General features: G+C 58.0%; 23 protein-coding genes. 14 read left to right on the forward strand and 9 right to left on the reverse strand.

All coding sequences use genetic code 11. The features are described 5' to 3' along the window. Window positions 1-13: 13 nt before the first annotated feature. From ACR0J2_RS15320 to mdh, 3 genes are all read right to left on the reverse strand, one after another. Complete coding sequence (locus ACR0J2_RS15320) at window positions 14-682, reverse strand: class I SAM-dependent methyltransferase (protein ID WP_480813102.1); 669 nt, start codon at window positions 680-682, stop codon at window positions 14-16. A gap of 45 nt (window positions 683-727) precedes the next feature. Then, a complete protein-coding gene (gene sucC, locus ACR0J2_RS15325; RefSeq protein WP_170807419.1) occupies window positions 728-1,921 on the reverse strand; it encodes an ADP-forming succinate--CoA ligase subunit beta in 1,194 nt (397 codons plus the stop codon). A gap of 330 nt (window positions 1,922-2,251) precedes the next feature. After that, the gene (gene mdh / locus ACR0J2_RS15330; protein ID WP_480813103.1) at window positions 2,252-3,214 is read right to left on the reverse strand and encodes a malate dehydrogenase; all 963 of its coding nucleotides are present in this window, start codon (window positions 3,212-3,214) and stop codon (window positions 2,252-2,254) included. Window positions 3,215-3,375: 161 nt separating this feature from the next. Between mdh and ACR0J2_RS15335 the strand changes: the two genes are divergently transcribed. After that, window positions 3,376-4,131: a sulfite exporter TauE/SafE family protein gene (locus tag ACR0J2_RS15335; RefSeq protein WP_480813104.1), complete on the forward strand. Its 756-nt coding sequence runs from the start codon at window positions 3,376-3,378 to the stop codon at window positions 4,129-4,131. A gap of 4 nt (window positions 4,132-4,135) precedes the next feature. Here ACR0J2_RS15335 and ACR0J2_RS15340 read toward each other — a convergent pair whose 3' ends face one another. Further along, entirely contained in the window at window positions 4,136-4,450 is a 315-nt protein-coding gene (locus ACR0J2_RS15340) for a hypothetical protein (protein WP_480813105.1), read from the reverse strand. A 167-nt stretch (window positions 4,451-4,617) separates the two neighbouring features. On the opposite strand from ACR0J2_RS15340, the gene ACR0J2_RS15345 reads away from it, so the two are divergent. The 8 genes from ACR0J2_RS15345 to sdhA all read left to right on the forward strand — a co-directional run bounded on the left by ACR0J2_RS15345 (window position 4,618) and on the right by sdhA (window position 10,809). Continuing rightward, window positions 4,618-5,475, forward strand: a complete 858-nt coding sequence (locus ACR0J2_RS15345; protein ID WP_480813106.1) for an HpcH/HpaI aldolase/citrate lyase family protein — start codon at window positions 4,618-4,620, stop codon at window positions 5,473-5,475. A 6-nt stretch (window positions 5,476-5,481) separates the two neighbouring features. Then, window positions 5,482-6,036: an NnrU family protein gene (locus ACR0J2_RS15350; RefSeq protein WP_321249260.1), complete on the forward strand. Its 555-nt coding sequence runs from the start codon at window positions 5,482-5,484 to the stop codon at window positions 6,034-6,036. Between the two features lie 12 nt (window positions 6,037-6,048). Next, window positions 6,049-6,255, forward strand: coding sequence for a DUF1737 domain-containing protein (locus ACR0J2_RS15355; RefSeq protein ID WP_170614408.1), 207 nt, complete (start codon window positions 6,049-6,051; stop codon window positions 6,253-6,255). Beyond that, complete coding sequence (locus ACR0J2_RS15360) at window positions 6,255-7,283, forward strand: MaoC family dehydratase (RefSeq protein WP_480813107.1); 1,029 nt, start codon at window positions 6,255-6,257, stop codon at window positions 7,281-7,283. The genes ACR0J2_RS15355 and ACR0J2_RS15360 overlap by 1 nt, the downstream gene beginning before the upstream one ends. A gap of 52 nt (window positions 7,284-7,335) precedes the next feature. After that, on the forward strand, window positions 7,336-7,998 hold the full coding sequence (locus tag ACR0J2_RS15365; protein ID WP_480813108.1) for a DUF1194 domain-containing protein: 663 nt from the start codon (window positions 7,336-7,338) through the stop codon (window positions 7,996-7,998). Window positions 7,999-8,212: 214 nt separating this feature from the next. Next, a complete protein-coding gene (gene sdhC, locus ACR0J2_RS15370) occupies window positions 8,213-8,599 on the forward strand; it encodes a succinate dehydrogenase, cytochrome b556 subunit (protein WP_480813109.1) in 387 nt (128 codons plus the stop codon). Between the two features lie 13 nt (window positions 8,600-8,612). Next, window positions 8,613-8,984, forward strand: a complete 372-nt coding sequence (gene sdhD, locus ACR0J2_RS15375; protein WP_170614412.1) for a succinate dehydrogenase, hydrophobic membrane anchor protein — start codon at window positions 8,613-8,615, stop codon at window positions 8,982-8,984. 19 nt (window positions 8,985-9,003) lie between these two features. Beyond that, window positions 9,004-10,809, forward strand: a complete 1,806-nt coding sequence (gene sdhA, locus ACR0J2_RS15380; protein ID WP_170614413.1) for a succinate dehydrogenase flavoprotein subunit — start codon at window positions 9,004-9,006, stop codon at window positions 10,807-10,809. A gap of 74 nt (window positions 10,810-10,883) precedes the next feature. Here the strand turns inward: sdhA and ACR0J2_RS15385 are convergent, their stop codons facing one another. Further along, complete coding sequence (locus ACR0J2_RS15385; protein ID WP_170614414.1) at window positions 10,884-11,753, reverse strand: FkbM family methyltransferase; 870 nt, start codon at window positions 11,751-11,753, stop codon at window positions 10,884-10,886. Beyond that, window positions 11,737-12,405: a glycosyltransferase family 4 protein gene (locus tag ACR0J2_RS15390; RefSeq protein WP_480813110.1), complete on the reverse strand. Its 669-nt coding sequence runs from the start codon at window positions 12,403-12,405 to the stop codon at window positions 11,737-11,739. The genes ACR0J2_RS15385 and ACR0J2_RS15390 overlap by 17 nt, the downstream gene beginning before the upstream one ends. A gap of 99 nt (window positions 12,406-12,504) precedes the next feature. Here ACR0J2_RS15390 and ACR0J2_RS15395 point away from each other — a divergent pair, with 99 nt between their 5' ends. The 4 genes from ACR0J2_RS15395 to ACR0J2_RS15410 all read left to right on the forward strand — a co-directional run bounded on the left by ACR0J2_RS15395 (window position 12,505) and on the right by ACR0J2_RS15410 (window position 15,201). Then, complete coding sequence (locus tag ACR0J2_RS15395) at window positions 12,505-12,957, forward strand: hypothetical protein (RefSeq protein WP_480813111.1); 453 nt, start codon at window positions 12,505-12,507, stop codon at window positions 12,955-12,957. A 17-nt stretch (window positions 12,958-12,974) separates the two neighbouring features. Beyond that, a complete protein-coding gene (locus ACR0J2_RS15400; RefSeq protein WP_480813112.1) occupies window positions 12,975-13,754 on the forward strand; it encodes a succinate dehydrogenase iron-sulfur subunit in 780 nt (259 codons plus the stop codon). A gap of 136 nt (window positions 13,755-13,890) precedes the next feature. Then, window positions 13,891-14,037, forward strand: a complete 147-nt coding sequence (locus ACR0J2_RS15405; protein WP_480813113.1) for a hypothetical protein — start codon at window positions 13,891-13,893, stop codon at window positions 14,035-14,037. Window positions 14,038-14,355: 318 nt separating this feature from the next. Then, entirely contained in the window at window positions 14,356-15,201 is an 846-nt protein-coding gene (locus tag ACR0J2_RS15410) for an urea carboxylase-associated family protein (protein ID WP_480813114.1), read from the forward strand. Between the two features lie 43 nt (window positions 15,202-15,244). Here ACR0J2_RS15410 and deoD read toward each other — a convergent pair whose 3' ends face one another. The 3 genes from deoD to ACR0J2_RS15425 all read right to left on the reverse strand — a co-directional run bounded on the left by deoD (window position 15,245) and on the right by ACR0J2_RS15425 (window position 18,382). Beyond that, on the reverse strand, window positions 15,245-15,958 hold the full coding sequence (deoD, locus tag ACR0J2_RS15415; RefSeq protein ID WP_321249246.1) for a purine-nucleoside phosphorylase: 714 nt from the start codon (window positions 15,956-15,958) through the stop codon (window positions 15,245-15,247). 16 nt (window positions 15,959-15,974) lie between these two features. Then, window positions 15,975-16,292 carry an H-NS histone family protein gene (locus tag ACR0J2_RS15420; RefSeq protein ID WP_170614421.1) on the reverse strand — a complete coding sequence of 106 codons (318 nt, stop codon included), beginning with the start codon at window positions 16,290-16,292 and terminating at the stop codon, window positions 15,975-15,977. Window positions 16,293-16,414: 122 nt separating this feature from the next. Next, window positions 16,415-18,382 (reverse strand): methylmalonyl-CoA mutase family protein, encoded by a 1,968-nt coding sequence (locus ACR0J2_RS15425; RefSeq protein WP_480813115.1) that lies wholly within the window; start codon window positions 18,380-18,382, stop codon window positions 16,415-16,417. A 143-nt stretch (window positions 18,383-18,525) separates the two neighbouring features. Between ACR0J2_RS15425 and ACR0J2_RS15430 the strand changes: the two genes are divergently transcribed. Beyond that, the gene (locus ACR0J2_RS15430) at window positions 18,526-19,914 is read left to right on the forward strand and encodes a 1-acyl-sn-glycerol-3-phosphate acyltransferase (protein WP_480491315.1); all 1,389 of its coding nucleotides are present in this window, start codon (window positions 18,526-18,528) and stop codon (window positions 19,912-19,914) included. Window positions 19,915-19,952: the final 38 nt, after the last annotated feature.

Genomic DNA, 19,952 nt, shown 5'->3' on the forward strand with positions numbered 1-19,952 from the left:
GTTTCAGCGCCTTTCATGACGCACCTCTGTGCCGCTCAAGGGCGGCGATGACCTGTTCGCGTAACCAAATCCCCAATGACCGCTGGTTCTGCCCCGCCGGGCTTTGCAGATATTCGGGGTCCAGGTTGATCTCGCCTGTTTCCGAAATGGTCTCAACGGGGTCTTCGAAATTAAATGGCGCGGCGCAGGGGTTGAACCTTTGAAAGCCAGCATTGGCTCTTAGCCTTCCATTGACGGGAACGTAATGCATTGTGGTCAACAGGTAGGGTGTCCCGCTTCGCACGAAATTTTCGAAGAAGGCCCAGCGCAGCCACCATTTCAGGTGAAACAGGCAATCCCGGCACATCATCAGGTCGACCCGGGGCAACGGATCGGACGTGATGTCCAGATGCATGAAGGAACGACCCGGTGCCCCGTGCCGGGCTTTGACCGCGTCAACCACCTCAAGCGAGATATCGCCGCCGGTATAGTCGATGCCCGTCAGATCCACATGCTGCATCCATGTCCAGTCACCACAGGGCGCATCAAGAAATGCCCGGACCCGATACCTCTCAAAGATCCCGGGCAGTGCCGCGCGCAGCGGAGCCGTCGCCTCAAGCGTCGAGCCCTGACCCGAGCGCGGCCCTTTATGGCGCCCCGCCCAGCTCAAGGTTTCAAACGCGTTTCTCAGACCGCTGCGCATCCCGGATGTCCTATCAGCCCCTGTGGTTGAACCAGCTACCCGAGCTTACCCCTTGACCGCCTTCACGATCTTCTCGGCACCGTCTTTCAGGTTGTCTGCCGCAATCACGTCCAGGCCGGAGGTGTTGATGATCTCTTTGCCCTTCTCTACATTCGTGCCTTCCAGGCGCACGACCAGCGGAACTTTCAGGCCGACTTCTTTCACAGCCGCGACAACGCCCTCGGCAATCACGTCACAACGCATGATGCCGCCGAAGATGTTGACCAGAATGCCTTTGACCTGCGGGTCACTGGTGATGATCTTAAACGCTTCGGTCACTTTCTCTTTGGTCGCACCGCCGCCAACGTCCAGGAAGTTGGCAGGCTCGGCCCCATAGAGCTTGATGATGTCCATCGTCGCCATCGCCAGACCCGCGCCGTTGACCATGCAGCCGATCTCACCATCCAGCGCGATGTAGTTGAGGTCGTATTTCGACGCTTCCAGTTCCTTGGGGTCTTCCTCGGTCGTGTCGCGCAGTTCGGCGATATCGGGGTGGCGGTAGACCGCGTTGCCGTCAAAGCCGACTTTGGCGTCCAGCACTTTGAGGTCGCCCTTGTCCGAGATGATCAGCGGGTTGATCTCCAGCATCTCCATGTCCTTCTCGACGAAGGCATTGTAAAGCTGGTTCATCAGCTTGACGCATTGCTTGACCTGCGCGCCTTCCAGACCCAGCGAGAAAGCGATGCGGCGGCCGTGATAGGCCTGATAGCCGGTTGCGGGATCAACTGAGAAGGACAGGATTTTCTCGGGCGTGGCTGCGGCCACTTCCTCGATGTCCATGCCGCCTTCGGTCGAGCAGACGAACGAGATGCGGCTGGTCTGGCGGTCCACCAGCAGGGCCAGGTACAGTTCACGCTCGATGCCCGAACCGGCTTCGATATAGATGCGGTTGACCTGCTTGCCAGCCGGGCCGGTCTGATGGGTGACCAGTGTGCGGCCCAGCATCTTCTTGGCTTCTTCGGCGGCTTCCTCCACCGACTTGGTCAGACGGACGCCGCCCTTTTCGCCGGCATCGGCTTCCTTGAATGAGCCCTTGCCGCGCCCACCCGCATGGATCTGTGCTTTGACGACCCAAAGCGGTCCATCCAGTTCACCGGCTGCGGTTTTGGCTTCCTCGGCGCGCAGAACCGCGCGACCCTCGGAGACCGGAGCGCCATAGCTGCGAAGAAGAGCCTTGGCCTGATATTCGTGAATGTTCATCGAAACTGTCCCGTCTGACTACGATTAAACCGTTATAGGGGGGTCTAAGGGACAAGTTTAAAGGGTTTTTTGATGGGGGTGGGGAAATTAGCGAAGATTTTTCGGATTTGTGATCACAGCGTTTTATCGTGTGATCACAAAATTCAACCGCCGTCGTCATTGATTCGAAAGTTCTTTGACCGCTCTGGAAAACATATTCAAAAAAGGCATTTGCGACGTTTGCGCCAACACTGCCGATTGGGTTTTGTTCTGAAATCCGTCGTCGTCCGGATAGTATGAAAAAAGAGCCGGCCCGAAACGGACCGGCTCAGCTTTAGTGCAGGCGCGAGATTAGCTCAGCGAGCCGTCGATGCCCTTGCAGGCTTCGATCAGACCTTTGACGGCGTTGACCGAATTGTCGAACCCCGCCTGCTCGTCTTCGTTCAGCTTGATGTCGACGATCCGCTCGATGCCGCCGGCACCGATAACGGTCGGCACACCAACATACATCCCATCGACGCCGAACTCACCGTTGCAATAGGCCGCGCAAGGCAGAACGCGCTTTTGGTCTTTCAGATAGGCCTCGGCCATTTCGATCGCCGAGGTGGCGGGCGCGTAATAAGCCGAACCGGTTTTCAGCAGGCCAACGATTTCGGCGCCGCCGTCACGGGTGCGCTGCACGATGGCGTCCAGTTTCTCCTGCGTGGTCCAGCCCATCTGGACCAGATCGGGCAGCGGGATGCCGGCGACGGTCGAATAACGGACCGACGGCACCATGGTGTCGCCGTGGCCGCCCAGGACAAAGGCGGTGACGTCGCGCATCGAGACGTTGAACTCTTCCGACAGGAAATGCGCAAAGCGCGCCGAATCCAAGACGCCTGCCATACCGCAGACCTTGTTGTGCGGCAGGCCCGAGAACTCGCGCAGGGCCCAGACCATCGCGTCCAGCGGGTTGGTGATGCAGATCACGAATGCGTCGGGGGCGTGCGCGGCAATGCCTTCGCCGACCGACTTCATGACTTTCAGGTTGATGCCCAGCAGGTCATCGCGGCTCATCCCCGGCTTGCGGGCCACGCCTGCGGTGACGATGCAGACATCCGCGCCCGCGATATCCGCATAGTCGCTTGTGCCGGACATGGCCGCGTCAAAGCCCTCGGACGGGCCGGACTCGGCAATGTCGAGCGCTTTGCCCTGCGGCAGCCCGTCAGCAATGTCAAACAGGACAACGTCACCCAGTTCCTTGACAGCTGCAAGGTGCGCGAGCGTGCCGCCGATGTTCCCCGCGCCGATCAGCGCAATCTTGGGTCTGGCCATTTGGAATATCTCCGGTCGGTTTTGAAATCGCGGTTTTGCTAGTCCTTAAATGGGTTTCGCGCAAGGGCCGCGCAGCGCGGCATGCGACCGCATACCGTTTGCGCCGGGCAATCAGTTTGCGCTAAACCGGCTGGGAAATATGCCAAATCGGGGCCGCCCGCATGTTCGATCTGAACCTGATGTTTTTTGCCGTGGCGATCCCGGCGGTGATATTTGCGGGGATTTCCAAGGGCGGTTTCGGCTCGGGCGTGGCTTTTGCATCCTCGTCGATTCTGGCGCTGATCCTCGAGCCGGGGCAGGCGCTTGCCCTGATGCTGCCGATCCTGATGGTGATCGATGTGGCCACCCTGGGGCCCTACTGGAAACGCTGGAGCTGGCCGGATTCGCGCCTGTTGATCCTGGGTGGCGTGCCAGGCGTGGCGCTGGGCGCATGGCTCTATCGCGCCACCGATGACGACCTGCTGCGGCTACTGATCGGCGGGATCTCGGTCGGGTTCGTGATCTGGCACGTCGCGCAAACCCGGGGCTGGGTGCGCGGCTTTGCCAACCGGCTGCCGCCTGCGGCAGGTCTGACTGCCGGTCTGGTGGCAGGCTTCACCAGCTTTGTCAGCCATGCTGGCGGTCCGCCCGCCGCCGTCTATCTTCTGTCACAGCGCCTGTCGAAGACCGAGTTTCAGGCCTCGACCGTTCTGGTGTTCTGGGTGATCAACGTCGCCAAGTTCGTCCCCTATGCTTTTCTCGGCCTGTTCACCTGGCATACCGCGCTGGCGGACCTTCTGCTGGCGCCCTTCGCCATTCTGGGCGCCTGGCTGGGCGTCCGGGCGCACTGGATGATGTCCGAGCGCCTGTTCTTTGGCATCGCCTACGTCCTGCTGACCCTGACCGGAACCAAGCTGATCTGGGATGCACTGACCTGACGGGTCAGATCTTGTCACCTTTTGGCGGCAGCGCATCCGCCAGCGCCTCATAGGATTGACCCGCCGCCACCAGGCACGCCATACCGTCAGGCAACGTGACGATGATGGTCCAACTACCGGTTTCGTCCGACGCGTAGATCTCTATCACCGCGCCCTGGCGGGCAATTCCGATGCCTTTTCGTGTTTCGCCGTATGTGGCCGCCAACCGCTCGATTACGTCCGGGCGCGGGGCGCAAGTGCCCGGCCGGGCAAAGACCTGCTGCGCGGCGGCGACCATGATTATCAGACCCAATGTCATCCTCAGAACCGTCAATCTCATATCCGACCCCTTTGCTGTAAGACCTCAAAAGCTGACGGCAGAGGCGTGAAATCCGGTTAAACCGCCGAGCGTTGCGTGCCGATGCTGCGCTGCGGCGATTTTTGCCTTGAACTTTCCGGTAAAAAATGCCCCATTCCGCGCAACATTATTTCTTTGGGAGAAGACAGATGGACCCGCGCCAGCGCCCCTATCGTTCCGTTCTTTATATCCCCGGTTCGAAAGAACGGGCGCTGGACAAGGCGCGCATTCTGCCTGTGGACGCGATTATTTTCGATCTGGAGGATGCGGTTGCAGCAGACGAAAAGGACAATGCGCGCGAAACGCTGAAAGGTGCTCTGGCCCAAGGCAGATACGGCAACCGGGTCCGAATCGTGCGAATCAACGGGCTGGACACCGAATGGGGCCGCGCCGATGCCGAGGCCGTGCGCGACATGGACGCAGACGTCGTGCTGCTGCCCAAGGTCAACTCTGCCGCAGATGTGGACGCGCTGGCGGCCATCACCGGCGATCTGCCAATCTGGGCGATGATGGAAACCCCGCGCGGCATGCTGAACGCGGCTGAAATCGCGGCGCATCCCCTGATGGCCGGATTTGTCATGGGAACCAACGATCTGGCCAAGGAACTGCAAACCCGGTTCCGCCCGGACCGCCTGCCTCTGATGACCTCATTGGGTCTGTGCCTGCTGGCCGCCAAGGCCGAGGGCTTGATCATCGTCGACGGTGTCTACAACGCCTTCAAGGACAATGACGGGCTGGCCGCCGAATGCGCGCAGGGTCGCGACATGGGCTTTGACGGCAAGACGCTGATCCACCCGGCGCAGGTCGACGTCACCAATGCGGCCTACGCGCCATCGGACGCCGAGATCGATCTGGCCCGTCGTCAGATCACCGCGTTTGAAGAGGTCGAGGCCCAGGGGCAGGGGGTTGCTGTCGTCGATGGGAAGATTGTTGAAAACCTTCACGTTGTAACCGCACGAGAAATTCTGGCAAAAGCAGAGGCAATATTGGCTTTGCAAGCGGGGTAGCCGGCAATGGGTTTTCTTCTTCTGATTCTTGGTGTGGCGCTTTGGTGGGCGGCGCATCTGTTCAAACGCGTCCGTCCGGAACAGCGCGCCGCCATGGGCGAAAAGGGCAAGGGCGCGGTGGCATTGGCGCTGTTGGTGTCGGTCCTGCTGATGATTTTCGGCTACCGCATGACCGATTTCATCCATGTGTGGTCGCCGCCGACCTTCATGATCCACATCAACAACCTGTTGGTCCTGATCGCGATTTTCATGATGAGCCCCGCAGGAACCAAGGGAAAGCTGCTCAACGGCATGCGCCACCCCATGCTGGCCGGGTTCAAGACATGGGCCTTCGCGCACCTGCTGGTAAACGGCGATCTGGCGTCGATCATCTTGTTCGGCGGGCTTCTGGCCTGGGCCGTAGTAGAGGTGATCGTGATCAACCGGTCCGAGCCTGAATGGACGCCCGGCGAACCTGGCACTTATGGCAAGGACGCGATGTTCTTTGTGGCCTCGATTGTTCTGCTGGGCGTCATCGGTTACATCCACGGGCTGGTCGGCCCCTCACCTTTCCCCTCGTAAGGAGCTGACAATATGGCATTTCTCTACCGTCTCCTGACCGAGGAGGACACGTCAGCCTTCTGCCACAAGGTTTCGGACGCGCTGGCCAAAGGGTGGGAATTGCACGGATCGCCGTCCTATGCCTTCGATCCGGCCGGCAACGTCATGCGCTGCGCGCAGGCCGTGACCAAAGAGGTTGCGGCCGACTATTCACCTGACATGAAACTGGGACAGCAATAATGGCAAAGACAAATCCGGGTCATTTCTTCGAGGATTATTCCGTCGGGCAGGTTCTGCATCACGCGGTGCCCCGCACCGTCACGACCGGCGAGCGTGCACTGTATCACGCGCTTTATCCCGCGCGGCATGCGCTTTACTCCTCGGATGAATTTGCCCGGAATTGCGGCCTGCTGCAAAGCCCGATTGACGATCTGGCCGCCTTTCACGTTGTGTTCGGTAAAACGGTCCCCGACATATCGCTGAACGCGGTGGCCAATCTGGGCTATGCCGAGGGTCGTTGGCTGCAACCCGTCTATCCCGGCGATACACTGCGGTCGGAATCCGAGGTGATCGGGCTCAAGCAGAACTCGAACGGCAAGACCGGTGTGGTTTGGGTGCGTACCCGCGGGCTGAACCAGCGCGACGAAGTTGTGATCGAGTATGTCCGCTGGGTCATGGTGCGCAAAGCGAACCCCGATGCCCCTGCGCCGGAAACGGTTGTTCCGGATCTGAAAAAAGTGCTGGACCCGCAAGATCTGGTGGTGCCGCAGGGCCTCGATTTCTCGAAATATGACTTTGTACAATCCGGCGAATCCCACCGCTGGGATGCGTACAAAACAGGCGAAACCATCAATCACGTCGACGGCGTGAGCGTGGAAGAGGCCGAGCACATGCTGGCCACCCGCCTGTGGCAGAACACCGCCAAGGTTCATTTCGATCTGACCTTCCGACCCGAAGGACGTCTGATCTATGGCGGCCACGTCATCTCGATGGCACGTGCGCTGTCGTTCAACGGGCTGGCAAACGCGCAGATGATCGTCGGCCTGAACGGTGGTGCCCACGCCAATCCGTGCTTTGCCGGCGACACGATCAAGGCTTGGAGCGAGGTTCTGGACAAGGCCGAAACCGGCACGCCCGGCATTGGTGCCATCCGTCTGCGACTGGTGGCGACCAAGGGAGGTGAACCGTTTGCGTTAAGAAACGATGACGGAAAATACCTGCCGGACGTTCTTTTGGATCTGGACTACTGGGCCCTGATGCCGATCTGACAGATTACATTCATTTGAACGCAGATCGCGCCAACCATGCTAATCTGCGTTCATGTCTTGGCTTCGCAATATTCTGGCCTGTCTCTGCTTTGCTCCACCGGCAGCCGCGTGCGATCTGGCGCTGGCGCTGGCGGTTGACGTATCAGGATCGGTCGACGCGCAGGAGTTCCGTATTCAGATGGATGGCCTGTCTGCTGGATTGCGCGACCCGGTTGTGTCCGAGGCACTTGTCAGGGGGCAGGCGCAACTGATGCTTGTCCAGTGGACGGGGTCTTCGCGCCAAAGGATCACGATCCCCTGGACCCGCATCGACAGCTTCGAAGCGCTCGAAAGGTTTTCCCAACAGGTTTCTGATGATCCAAGGGTATGGCGCAACTTTTCCACGGCGATTGGCGAGGCACTGGAGATGACTGTTCCCAGCTTTGACGAAGTTGCGGACTGCAAACGACGCCTGATCGATATTTCCGGAGACGGGATATCGAACGAAGGGGTTGAACCCTCGCAGTTGCATTCGGTTCTGCGCAGCCGGGGCATTACCGTAAACGCCATCGCAATCGAAGAAAGCGAGCCGGATCTGACCGCCTATTTCTTTGAGAATGTCATTGTCGGCGAGGGCGCATTTGTCGTCTCGGCGGCGGGTTTTGACGATTACCCGGAGCGTATACGCAAGAAACTGCTGCGCGAAGTGACGCAGCAGACGGCGGGCTTGCGATAGAGCAGATGAGATTCGTGATCACATTGCTTTGCCGTTGAAAACGCTAACATAGGCGGCGCAATATGTGATTTGTGATCACGAGAATATTTACCGTGATCACATATTAACTTTATCTGCGATTTTGGGCTGAATATGCGGCTTTTTGCATTTGCAGCACGTGACAGACCCTCAAAAAACGGTAAAACCTTCGGTAGCCAACCGAAAAGGAGCCGCCATGGCCGATGTTAATCGGGGCAACCGCCCGCTTTCTCCGCATCTGTCGATTTATCGTCCGCAGCTGACGTCGGTCACGTCCATCCTGACGCGCATCACCGGCAACGCCATGATCGTGGCCGCTTTGCTGATCGTCTGGTGGTTCCTGGCCGCTGCCACATCGCCCGAAGCGTTCGCACGGGCCAACTGGTGGCTGACCTCGGTTCTGGGCGATCTGATCATGGCCTTTTCGTTGCTGGGCCTGTGGTATCACCTGCTGGCGGGCGTGCGCCATCTTATCTGGGACAACGCTGTGGGGTTGGACATTCCAACCGCCTACAAGCTGGGTTGGGCCGTGGTGATCGGTTCCGTTGTACTGACCGTTCTGACCCTTTTGATCGTCGGATAATTAGGAGGCCCTCATGCGATATCTTACCGACCGCAAGCGTGCGATTGGCCTGGGCTCTGCCAAGTCCGGCACGGCTCATTTCTGGGCGATGAAGGTCAGCTCGGTTGCGTTGCTGATCCTTGTGCCGCTGTTCATTTTCACTTTTGGACCGATATTGGGGCAGCCGTTTGACGTGGTGCTCGACTACTACGCGCGCCCTTTCCCGGCCATTGTCGCCGCGCTGACCCTGGCGGTTGGTTTCAAGCACTTCGCCGACGGCGCGCAGGTGATGATCGAGGACTATGTGCATGGCACGATGAAAAAGGTCCTGATCATCCTGACAATCTGCCTGTCCTACGCCGCTGCTGCCGCTGGCATCTTTGCCATCGCGCGCATCGCCTTGTAACACCCCGGAGCTGAACGAAATGGCTGCATACGAATACGAAACACACGAATATGACGTGGTCGTTGTCGGCGCTGGCGGGGCAGGTTTGCGCGCCACGCTGGGCATGGCCGAGCAGGGGCTTCGTACGGCCTGCGTGACCAAGGTTTTCCCGACCCGTTCGCACACGGTTGCCGCGCAAGGCGGTATTGCCGCGTCGCTGGCCAATATGGGCCCCGACAACTGGCAATGGCACATGTACGACACCGTCAAGGGCTCGGACTGGCTGGGTGATACCGACGCGATGGAATATCTTGCGCGCGAGGCTCCCAAGGCGGTCTATGAACTGGAGCATTACGGCGTGCCGTTCAGCCGGACCGAAGAGGGCAAAATCTATCAGCGTCCCTTTGGCGGTCACACTACCGAGTTCGGTGAAGGCCCCGCAGTGCAGCGCACTTGTGCGGCGGCTGACCGAACCGGTCACGCAATTCTGCACACGCTTTACGGCCAATCGCTGAAGAACAACGCCGAATTCTACATCGAGTATTTCGCCATCGACCTGATCATGTCCGAAGACGGGCAGTGTCAGGGTGTCGTCTGCTGGAAGCTGGACGACGGCACGATGCACGTCTTCAATGCCAAGATGGTTGTGCTGGCCACGGGTGGTTACGGCCGCGCCTATTTCAGCGCCACCTCGGCCCACACCTGCACCGGTGACGGTGGCGGCATGGTGGCCCGTGCCGGTCTGGCGCTGCAGGATATGGAGTTCGTTCAGTTCCACCCAACCGGCATCTATGGGTCCGGCTGCCTGATCACCGAAGGTGCACGGGGCGAGGGCGGATACCTGACCAACTCGGAAGGCGAACGGTTCATGGAGCGCTATGCGCCCCAGTACAAGGACCTTGCGCCGCGTGACTATGTCTCGCGCTCGATGACCATGGAAATCCGCGAAGGACGCGGTGTTGGCAAGGACGGGGATCACATTCACCTGAACCTGAGCCACCTGCCGGCAGAAGCGTTGGCCGAACGTCTGCCGGGCATTTCGGAAAGCGCCAAGATCTTTGCCGGCGTTGACGTCACCAAGGAACCGATTCCGGTACTGCCGACTGTACACTACAACATGGGCGGCATTCCAACGAACTATTGGGGCGAGGTTCTGAACCCGACGGCCGAAGACCCGACCGCCGTGGTTCCGGGCCTGATGGCCGTGGGTGAGGCAGGATGTGCCTCGGTGCATGGTGCGAACCGTCTGGGGTCGAACTCGCTGATCGACCTGGTGGTCTTCGGCCGTGCGGCAGCGATCCGCGCCGGTAAGGTTGTGGACGCAGATGCGGCGAACCCTGTGTTGAATCAGGCGTCGGTCGACAAGGCCTTCGACAGGTTTGACGCCGTGCGCAATGCCGATGGTGCAATCCCGACCGCCGATCTGCGTCTCGAGATGCAACGGACCATGCAGGCCGATGCAGCCGTGTTCCGGACTGCAAAGACCATGGCGGAAGGCGTCGAAAAGATGACCGCGATCGCGGCCAAGATGGACGACCTGAAAGTCACCGACCGCAGCTTGGTCTGGAACAGCGACCTGATGGAATCGCTGGAACTGACCAACCTGATGCCCAGCGCGCTGGCCACTATCGTCGGTGCCGAAGCCCGCAAGGAATCGCGCGGTGCCCATGCACATGAAGACTTCACCGAACGCGATGACAAAAACTGGCGCGTTCACACAGTCAGCCGTGTGGAGGGCAACAAAGTCGATCTCAGCTATCGCCCCGTTATTGTCGATCCGCTGACGACCGAAGATCAAGGTGGCATAAACCTGAAGAAAATCGCACCCAAGGCGCGGACGTTCTAAACAATTCCGCGGGCCATTTCCAAACTAAATGGCCTGCGCTCTCGCGGCGGCGAATGCCTGCGAAAATACTTATCTTATTGTGCTGCGACGTAGCAGTGAATGTACGCCTGCGTATCCGCTTCGGAAATTGCTTGCCGCTGTGCCAGGATTTCAAGAATCTTGATGCTCACATCCGTGAAGCCGAAAACACCCTCGGACAATATCGCCATTCGTTTCAGCTCGACCGTGCCGATCTTGTCGGGCATTGACAGATCCCGAAGATAGATGATGTCACCGTCCAGCATTTGCGAAGGTTTGAAATCGGTCAGCAGGCCTGACCACTTTGAAACAACCAAACGATTTTCGATATGGGCGAAGCTGTGCGGAACCAGCCCGAAGTTTCTTATGAGCGTATCTATTTCGCCGAAACCGGGCTGATCTTCGTAAAGCGGAAAGAACGAAACCTCGGTTTGTATCGCAACGACATCCCTGAGGGTGGTTTTTCCGGCCTCGAACACGGAAAGCTCGGCCCCCTGAATGTCGATTTTCAGAAAATCTACGCGACCGATATCCTGAATATCATCCAGCTTTCGTGTCTGGATTTCCATCGAACCTATTTGCCGGGCCGCTCGGCGCAACCCTCTCAGGTGCCGCAATGTAGCATCGCGCAGGCGCAACAGCGACGTCAGGCCAGACCCTTTGTAGATGTTCAGGGTCGCCAGCCGTCCGTCGCCGACAGCGGTATTGAAATATTGCTCGTTCGGTCCCTTTTTCCGGATCAGGTCGCGCATGGTTTCTTCTTGCGGTTCAAAGCCGATGACGTCGCAATTTCCGGATGCCAGAAGATCGCGATAGGGCGCATCATGGCGCATGGGGTTGGCGCCGATATCGGCGATGCGCACCAGATCGGGAAGATCAAGAAGGCTATAGAGAGATGAGAGTCTGGAACTAAAGTCCTGATTCACCGACAAGCTCCTTCAGGGTGTTGGCGAGCATTTGGCTAACGTTCTCCGGGTGCCGCGCTGTGGCGAAATCGAAACAGGCCTGCCGTTTTTCGGACAGCTCCTGGTCGGTTATCTGCATCACGTGACGCAGCATTCGTATCAGACCCCGCGCGTTATGAGGCTGATACAGCAGATCATGGCAGGCCTCGGGTGTGGTATCCCGATGCGCTGCCGTGTCGGGGGCAATGATCGGCAGACCGAAACTGAGTGCCAGCATGGCCGTCCCGGATGTGAATGTCTGAGCGGACGGTAACACATAAGCATGGGCCTGCGCGAAAACCTCAGGGATGTCTTCGTTGGGAATACGCGTATCGGTCACGTCAACAGTGTCGACTGACTGTAGTTGGCGGATCACGCGGCGATTAGCAGGAAATACCTTGCCCGCAACATGCAGATGAAAATCGTAGCCCCGTCGCGACAGCTTAGCGACCGCCGCGTGCAATATGTCCAGCTCGCGACCGCCTCGCATTGTGCCAAATGTAAGAAACCGGGTCTTGTCCCGCGCGGGAAGCGGGCGGTTCAGGGTGATCTGGCTATCTTCGTAAATGTCAAGATAGCTGGGGTGCGGGATCAGCCGGATCTTTTTCGGATCGGCATTATACTCCTTAATCATGTGCTTTTTGGCATGCGGAGTGTGTACGTGGATCAGATCGACAAGCTTGGTTAGCTGTATGCGACTGGCTCTGAATAACTCAATCTCACCGGGATTCGAATGCGCGACCTGATTGTGAATGGTCCAGATAACCCGGCCGCCATTGTCCTGAAACTGGCTCAGATTGTCGTGGGCTATCTGAAAACGCAAAATATGGGAGTCAGCCAGCCCGTCTTTGCTTTGAAACAACCGATCGTCCCAATGCAAATGAACAATGCCGTGCTGTTTCCTGAATTCCGGCTGACCAAAGGTTGCGAATTCTCCATTCCGAGCTCCGCGCAGGATGAATTCCGGCCCACATTTCTGGTACATCATGTGTTGATACGGATTCCCGGTGCCGAAAGGTATGTTGGCTACTTTTGTCGGCGGCATGAGTTAGGTTTCCGTCTCAAAACATCAAATAATCTCAGTGCTGCAGAAAGGTTTGTAAAGGTCAAATTTCCCAATTTATTCGGCTGTTTCAATGGCTATACTGTTGGCTTTTTGCGCTGCAGTATGTATCAATGGCCGTGAAATTCACGAGGTCGGAAATGGTACAACTTACCCTACCCAAGAATTCCCGTATCACGACAGGAAAAACCTGGCCCAGGCCGGACGGCGCCAGCAACGTGCGCAAGTTTCAGATTTATCGCTGGAACCCGGATGACGGGCAGAACCCGCGCGTGGATACGTATTTCGTTGATATGGACGATTGCGGCCCGATGGTTCTGGACGCGCTGATTTATATCAAGAACAAGATTGACCCGACCCTGACGTTCCGCCGTTCCTGCCGTGAAGGCATCTGCGGTTCCTGCGCAATGAATATCGACGGGATCAACACGCTTGCCTGTATCTATGGCATGGACGAGATCAAGGGCGACGTGAAGATTTATCCTCTGCCGCATATGCCGGTGGTCAAGGATCTGATCCCCGACTTGACGCATTTCTACGCGCAACACGCCAGCATCATGCCGTGGCTCGAGACCAAGACCAACCGCCCAGCGAAAGAATGGAAGCAGTCCATCGAGGACCGCAAAAAGCTGGATGGTCTTTATGAATGTGTGATGTGCGCCAGCTGCTCGACATCCTGCCCCAGCTACTGGTGGAACGGTGATCGTTACCTCGGCCCCGCCGCTCTGCTGCACGCCTATCGGTGGATCATCGACAGCCGGGACGAGGCCACGGGTGAGCGCCTGGATGATTTGGAAGATCCGTTCAAGCTGTATCGCTGCCATACGATCATGAACTGCGCCAAGACTTGCCCCAAGGGGCTTAATCCGGCCAAGGCTATTGCCGAGATCAAGAAAATGATGGTTGAGCGCGCCGTTTAATCGAAACACGACAATATGCGCTTGCCGCCTTGCGGCAAGCGCATTGCCCGTCTGCAAAATTGTATGATGTAGCGGTGACCCTGCAGCTATATCTTTGCGACAGGGAGGAGTGACAGGATCTAACGGGGCCACTCCGATGAAAAAATCTAAAGACAACAAAAAGATCAACGCGTCCGAAGCATTGGAAATTCTGGGTCAGGCCTGGGCCTATTACACGCCGGAACCTGTGCTGAGGCTGGCTGCGAGTGAGCCTGAGTTGTTCGAATACGCAAACGCAGCTTGATGCGTGCGGCAAGGGCAACCCTCTTGAAATTCACCGGCAGATGAGCAAAGCAGAACCATGCCAGTGCTTTTGCTTTTGCTTGCTGCGGGTGTTTTTGCCTATTTCTTTTGGAGGTCGCGCCATTCGTCTCTGACCCGGGATTGCCGGTGGCGTCAGCATCTGAAAGAGGGCACGTGGTCCTGCGCTTTTTGTGGAGCCGTTGTCCAAACAAATGATCAGCCCAAGCAATGCCTGAGGAATCAGGCTTAGTCGGAACGCCGAGGCTTTTCAGGTCACGTGATATGAGGCACTCTGGCCAAAAAGCTGGATGGACTGTTGATGGCTCTGCCCCCTGAAGATGCTGCGGCCCGCCGGGCGATAAAACCGGTGATCTGTTATCCTAATGACACTTTGCCCATGCCTGATCTTGCGCTGTACCGGCGCGCCCGCAAGAAAGCGATCAAGACGGATGACGTGTTGGTGCCCCCGCGCGATGCCCGGTGTTTCGAGGTGCCCGCAGGCCACTTTTTTCGCATCACCTCTGTCGAAGGGCCGCAGGTCGGCGATCTGAATATATGGAATCTCAACGACTTATCGGAACGATTCTATTCCGGAAAGTCCCGCGCCCTGCATGGCACGCATCTGACAGCCGGAGAGCGGATGTGGTCAAGCTTTCCCAACCTGCGCCCTCTGGCCACGATTGTCGAAGACACGCTGGACTGGTACGGGATCGACGAATTTGGCGGGTCCGTACATGATGTGATTGGAACCCGGTGTGATCCTTACACCGGAAACCTGTTGTCGGGGACGCAATACCACCATTGCTGCCACTCCAATCTGACCCGCGCACTCGCGGACCATCTGGGAATTGAGATGTCCGAGGCTGAGCAGGCAGTTCACGACGTCCTTAACGTTTTCATGTGCACCGGATTCACACGAGATACCGGTCAGTATTTCATGAAGGCGTCACCCGTCCGTCCGGGCGATTACCTGGAGTTCTTTGCCGAGATCGACCTGTTAGGCAATCTGAGCGCATGTCCGGGCGGGGATTGTTCATCCGTGCATTCTTCGGATACCGCAACCTGCCATCCGTTGCTGGTTGAAGTCTTTGCCCCGTTGGACGGTGCGCTGGACGGCTGGGCAAGCCCTGATCCGAACGGGTATGACCGATCGCATGGGCGTTAGCCTGACGGGGCAATAAGGGGCGAAAGGATCGCCCCTAGTTTGGTCACGTTGCGTCCGGGAACGCGGCCTGCAATGCGATTTCGACCATGTCGCCAAAGCTGCTTTCACGTTCTGACGACGGCAGCGCCTCGCCGGTCAGCAAATGGTCTGAAACGGTCAGAACCGCCAGCGCCCGGCATTTGTGGCGGGCGGCCAGAATATACAGCTCTGCGGCTTCCATCTCGACGCCCAGAATGCCGTGCCGGACCATCTGTTCATTCAGATCGGGACGCTCATCGTAGAATACGTCCGAAGAATAGATGCCGCCGACATGCGTGGTCGTGCCCTTAGCTTGCGCGGCGCTGGCTGCGGCCTGCAACAAGCTCCAATCGGCGCAGGGGGCAAAATTCAGTTCCTTCATGATCCCGCGCGAAGGCGTGCTGAGGGTGGTCGAGGTCATGGCCAGAATAACGTCACGGATATTGACGCTGTCCTGCATTCCACCGCACGAGCCGATGCGGATCAGGGTTTTCGCGCCATAATCACGGATCAGTTCATTGACGTAAATTGACAGGGACGGCATTCCCATACCGCTGCCCTGAATGGTTACAGGATTTCCCTTCCAGGTGCCGGTAAAGCCCAGCATTCCGCGCACGTCATTGATTTTTCTGACATCCGTCAGAAACGTTTCCGCCGCCCATTTTGCCCGATACGGATCACCGGGCAAAAGAACGGTTTCAGCGATTTCACCTTTTTCAGCGCCGATATGAATAGTCATTTTCCGGCCAGCCCTGTCAGATTTCCAGATCTGCGATATCCGCGCCCGATTTCAGCGCGTCATGTACCCATTGCGGTTTGCGACCGCGGCCAGACCAGGTCTGTTCGGGTGCGGCCGGATTACGGTATTTTGCCTTGGCTTTTGAGCCTTTGGGTCCACGCGGCGCGTCGCTCGACAATTCGGCCAGTGAAAACCCAAATTCGGCGGCAGCTTGTTCCGCCGCTTTCAAGGCGTTTTGGCGCTCGCGTTTTTCCGCTGTTTTAAGTGCCTTTTCGATCTGATCGCGCAATTCCAACAGGTCCTTGCGGGACATATTGTCCAGATTGATCCCCATTATTTCTCTCCCATTCATTTATTTTACGAAAGGCCAATTGGCCTTTCGCATCCCGAACAATGCCGTAATCCATTCATTCGGGTTTGGGAATAGAAACTGGGAATTAATCTCGGTTTTGTGCGTTATTCCGCTGCAAGGTTTTTTGGATCGGCCAAGGTGACAATATCGCCCATGATCGCATTCAGTTCGAAATTTTTTGGCGTGTAAATTCGGGCAACGCCAAATGATTTCAGTTTTGCCGCATCGTCATCCGGAATAATGCCGCCGACGATGACCGGGATATGATCCAGTCCGGCTTCGCGAAGCCGGGCCATGACATCCTGAACCAGCGGCAGGTGGCTGCCGGAAAGGATCGACAGGCCAATGACATGGGCGTCGTCCTCGATCGCGGCCGTCACGATTTCCTCGGGCGTAAGGCGGATGCCCTCATAGCTGATATCCATACCGCAATCGCGGGCACGGAAGGCGATTTGTTCGGCTCCGTTGGAATGACCGTCCAGCCCCGGCTTGCCAACCAGGAACTTTAGACGCCGCCCCAGCTTGTCGCTGACCGCGTCCACCGCGGCCCGCAGATCCTCCAGGCCTTCGGTCTTGTTCGAGACCGAGCCCGAAACGCCGGTCGGGCCGCGATAGGTGCCGTACACCTTGCGCATCTCTTCGGCCCATTCGCCGGTTGTTACGCCCGCCTTGGCGGCGGCAATCGAGGGTTCCATGACGTTGGCCCCGGATTGCGCAGCCTCGCGCAACGCCGCCAGAGCCGCTGCGACTGCGTTGTCGTCGCGGTCCGCCCGCCAGTCGTTCAGCCGCCCGATCTGCTCCTGTTCGACCGCCGGGTCGACGACCATGATGCCGCCATCTTCGGTTTGCAGCGGCGAAGGCTCGCCTTCGGTCCATTTGTTCACGCCGACCACGACGGTCTCATTGCGCTCGATGCGGTTCAGGCGATCCGCGTTGGAATCCACCAGCCGCGATTTCATGTATTCGATCGCGGCAACAGCACCGCCCATCGATTCGAGGTTTGCCAGCTCGGCCCGCGCGCCCTCTTTCAGTTCCTCGACCTTTGAATCCACCGCCGGGTTGCCGTCGAACAGGTCGCCAAACTCAAGCAAGTCGGTTTCATAAGCCAGAATTTGCTGCATCCGCATCGACCATTGCTGATCCCAGGGCCGTGGCAAACCCAATGCTTCGTTCCAAGCAGGCAACTGCACCGCCCGGGCGCGCGCCTTTTTCGACAACGTCACGGCCAGCATCTCAATCAGGATGCGATAGACGTTGTTTTCCGGCTGTTGCTCGGTCAGACCAAGAGAGTTCACCTGAACGCCATAGCGGAATCGGCGGAATTTGGGGTCTTCGACCCCATACCTTTGTTGCAGGATTTCATCCCAAAGGTCGACGAATGCCCGCATTTTGCACATTTCAGTGACAAAGCGGATTCCCGCATTCACAAAGAACGAAATTCGTCCGCACAGCGCGGGGAAGTCTTTGGCCGGAACGCGCGGGCGCAGTTCGTCCAGAACGGCGATAGCGGTGGCCAGCGCATAGGCCAGTTCCTGTTCAGGTGTCGCGCCAGCCTCTTGCAGGTGATAGGAACACACGTTCATCGGGTTCCACTTCGGCACGTTGGTGTAGCAGTATTCGGCCACGTCAGCGATCATCTTCAGCGACGGTTTCGGCGGGCAGACATAGGTGCCGCGGCTCAGGTATTCCTTGATCAGATCGTTCTGAACCGTGCCCTGCAGCTTGGAAACGTCCGCGCCCTGTTCTTCGGCCACGGCGATATAAAGCGCCAGCAGCCAGGGCGCGGTGGCGTTGATCGTCATCGAGGTGTTCATCTGCTCCAGCGGAATCTGGTCGAACAGAACCCGCATGTCACCCAGATGGCAGACGGGCACACCCACTTTACCCACCTCGCCCCGTGCCAGCGTATGATCGCTGTCATACCCCGTTTGAGTCGGCAGATCGAAGGCAACGGACAGGCCGGTCTGCCCTTTGGCCAGGTTGCTGCGATACAGCGCGTTCGAGGCCTGTGCGGTGGAATGACCAGCATAGGTTCGGATGAGCCAGGGGCGGTCTTTCTGCATCTGCGTCATGGGTGGGCCTCGCGTTTGGGTGGGCAACATAATTTCGTCTAAGGGTTCTAAAGCGCAATTTTTGGGATATGTCAATTCGCTGCGTTGCGGCATCCCGAATTGTTCAGATTGTAGGTGTTTTGGAATAATGGCACTGTGCCGCCATGACGCAGACCGTGGAACTTCCGCTTTGGCTGTTTGTACTGATCGTGGTCTTCGCTGCGGTCACTTTTGCGTCGCATTTTCTGTTCCCGTCGGTGCGCTGGTTTTTTCGCCGCCGCCTGGAGCGGGCCGTGTCGCGCCTGAACCAGCGGCTGCAAAGACCAATTCAGCCGTTCAAGCTGGCTCGGCGGCATGACATGATCGAAAGGCTTATCTACGACCCACAGGTTGGCTATGCGGTGCAGCAACATGCACGTGAACAAGGTATCCCCGAAGGCGTTGCTTTCGAGCAGGCCCGCCGCTTTGCCCGCGAGATCGTTCCGTCGTTTTCAGCCTTTGCCTATTTCAGCTTTGCCATCCGTATCGCGCGCCTGCTGAGCAACGCGTTTTACGAAGTCCGACTGAGCCATCAGGATGAGGACGCCTTAAAGAAAATAGATCCCGACGCGACGGTTGTCTTTGTCATGAACCATCGCAGCAACATGGATTATGTACTTGTCACTTACCTGGCAGCGCAGCAATCGGCACTGTCTTACGCGGTCGGAGAATGGGCGCGCGTCTGGCCGCTGAGCCGCCTGATCCGGGCCATGGGCGCGTATTTCATCCGGCGAAAGTCGGGAAGTGACCTCTACCGTCATGTACTGGCTTGTTATGTGCGTCATGCGACCGAGGCCGGTGTTACGCAGGCGATGTTCCCCGAAGGCGGGCTGAGCCTGACCGGCGCATTGGGGCGGCCCAAGCTTGGCTTGCTTAAATACATCATAGACGGGACCACATCCGATGGACGGGATGTGGTCTTTGTTCCCGTGGCGCTGAACTATGATCGCGTGCTGGAAGATACGATTCTGACCCGGGCCGCGCTGGGAAGCGAGCGGCGCTTTCGCGCAAGGATCGGGGTTGTGACGCGTTGGATGCTCAAGCAGGTCTGGCGGCGCATTATTGGTCGATACACAAGGTTCGGCCTTGCCTCTGTGCGCTATGGCGAGCCTGTTTCGCTGCGGGCCTATCGGGCAGGTGGCAGCAAGGATCTTATGACCGATCTCGCACGTCTGCTGATGGCGCGTATTGGTGAGGCGATACCCCTGGTGCCTGCGCCTGCAGCCTGTTGGCTTGTGCGCGAACATGGTGAGATGTCCGGTGCAATGCTGACCGACCTGATCGCCCGCTTCATGCAGCGGGACGGAGGCGGATCCGAATCCAACAGCGATGCGATAACGTCCGCTGTCAACCAGTTGGTCGAGCGCAGGGTATTGCGACAGGTTGACGGAAAAATCTCATCCTCAGGGCAAAGATTGGATCTTCTGAACTACTATGCCGCCTCTGCGCCAAAGGAAATCGAGACGTATTATGCTGCAGAAGCGAAAGGTCTTTCTGCAACTGCTGGGTCATAAAATTACAAAAACAGTGTCAATATCTATTGCAATGTTAC

Source organism: Ruegeria sp. CG4 (assembly GCF_056537185.1).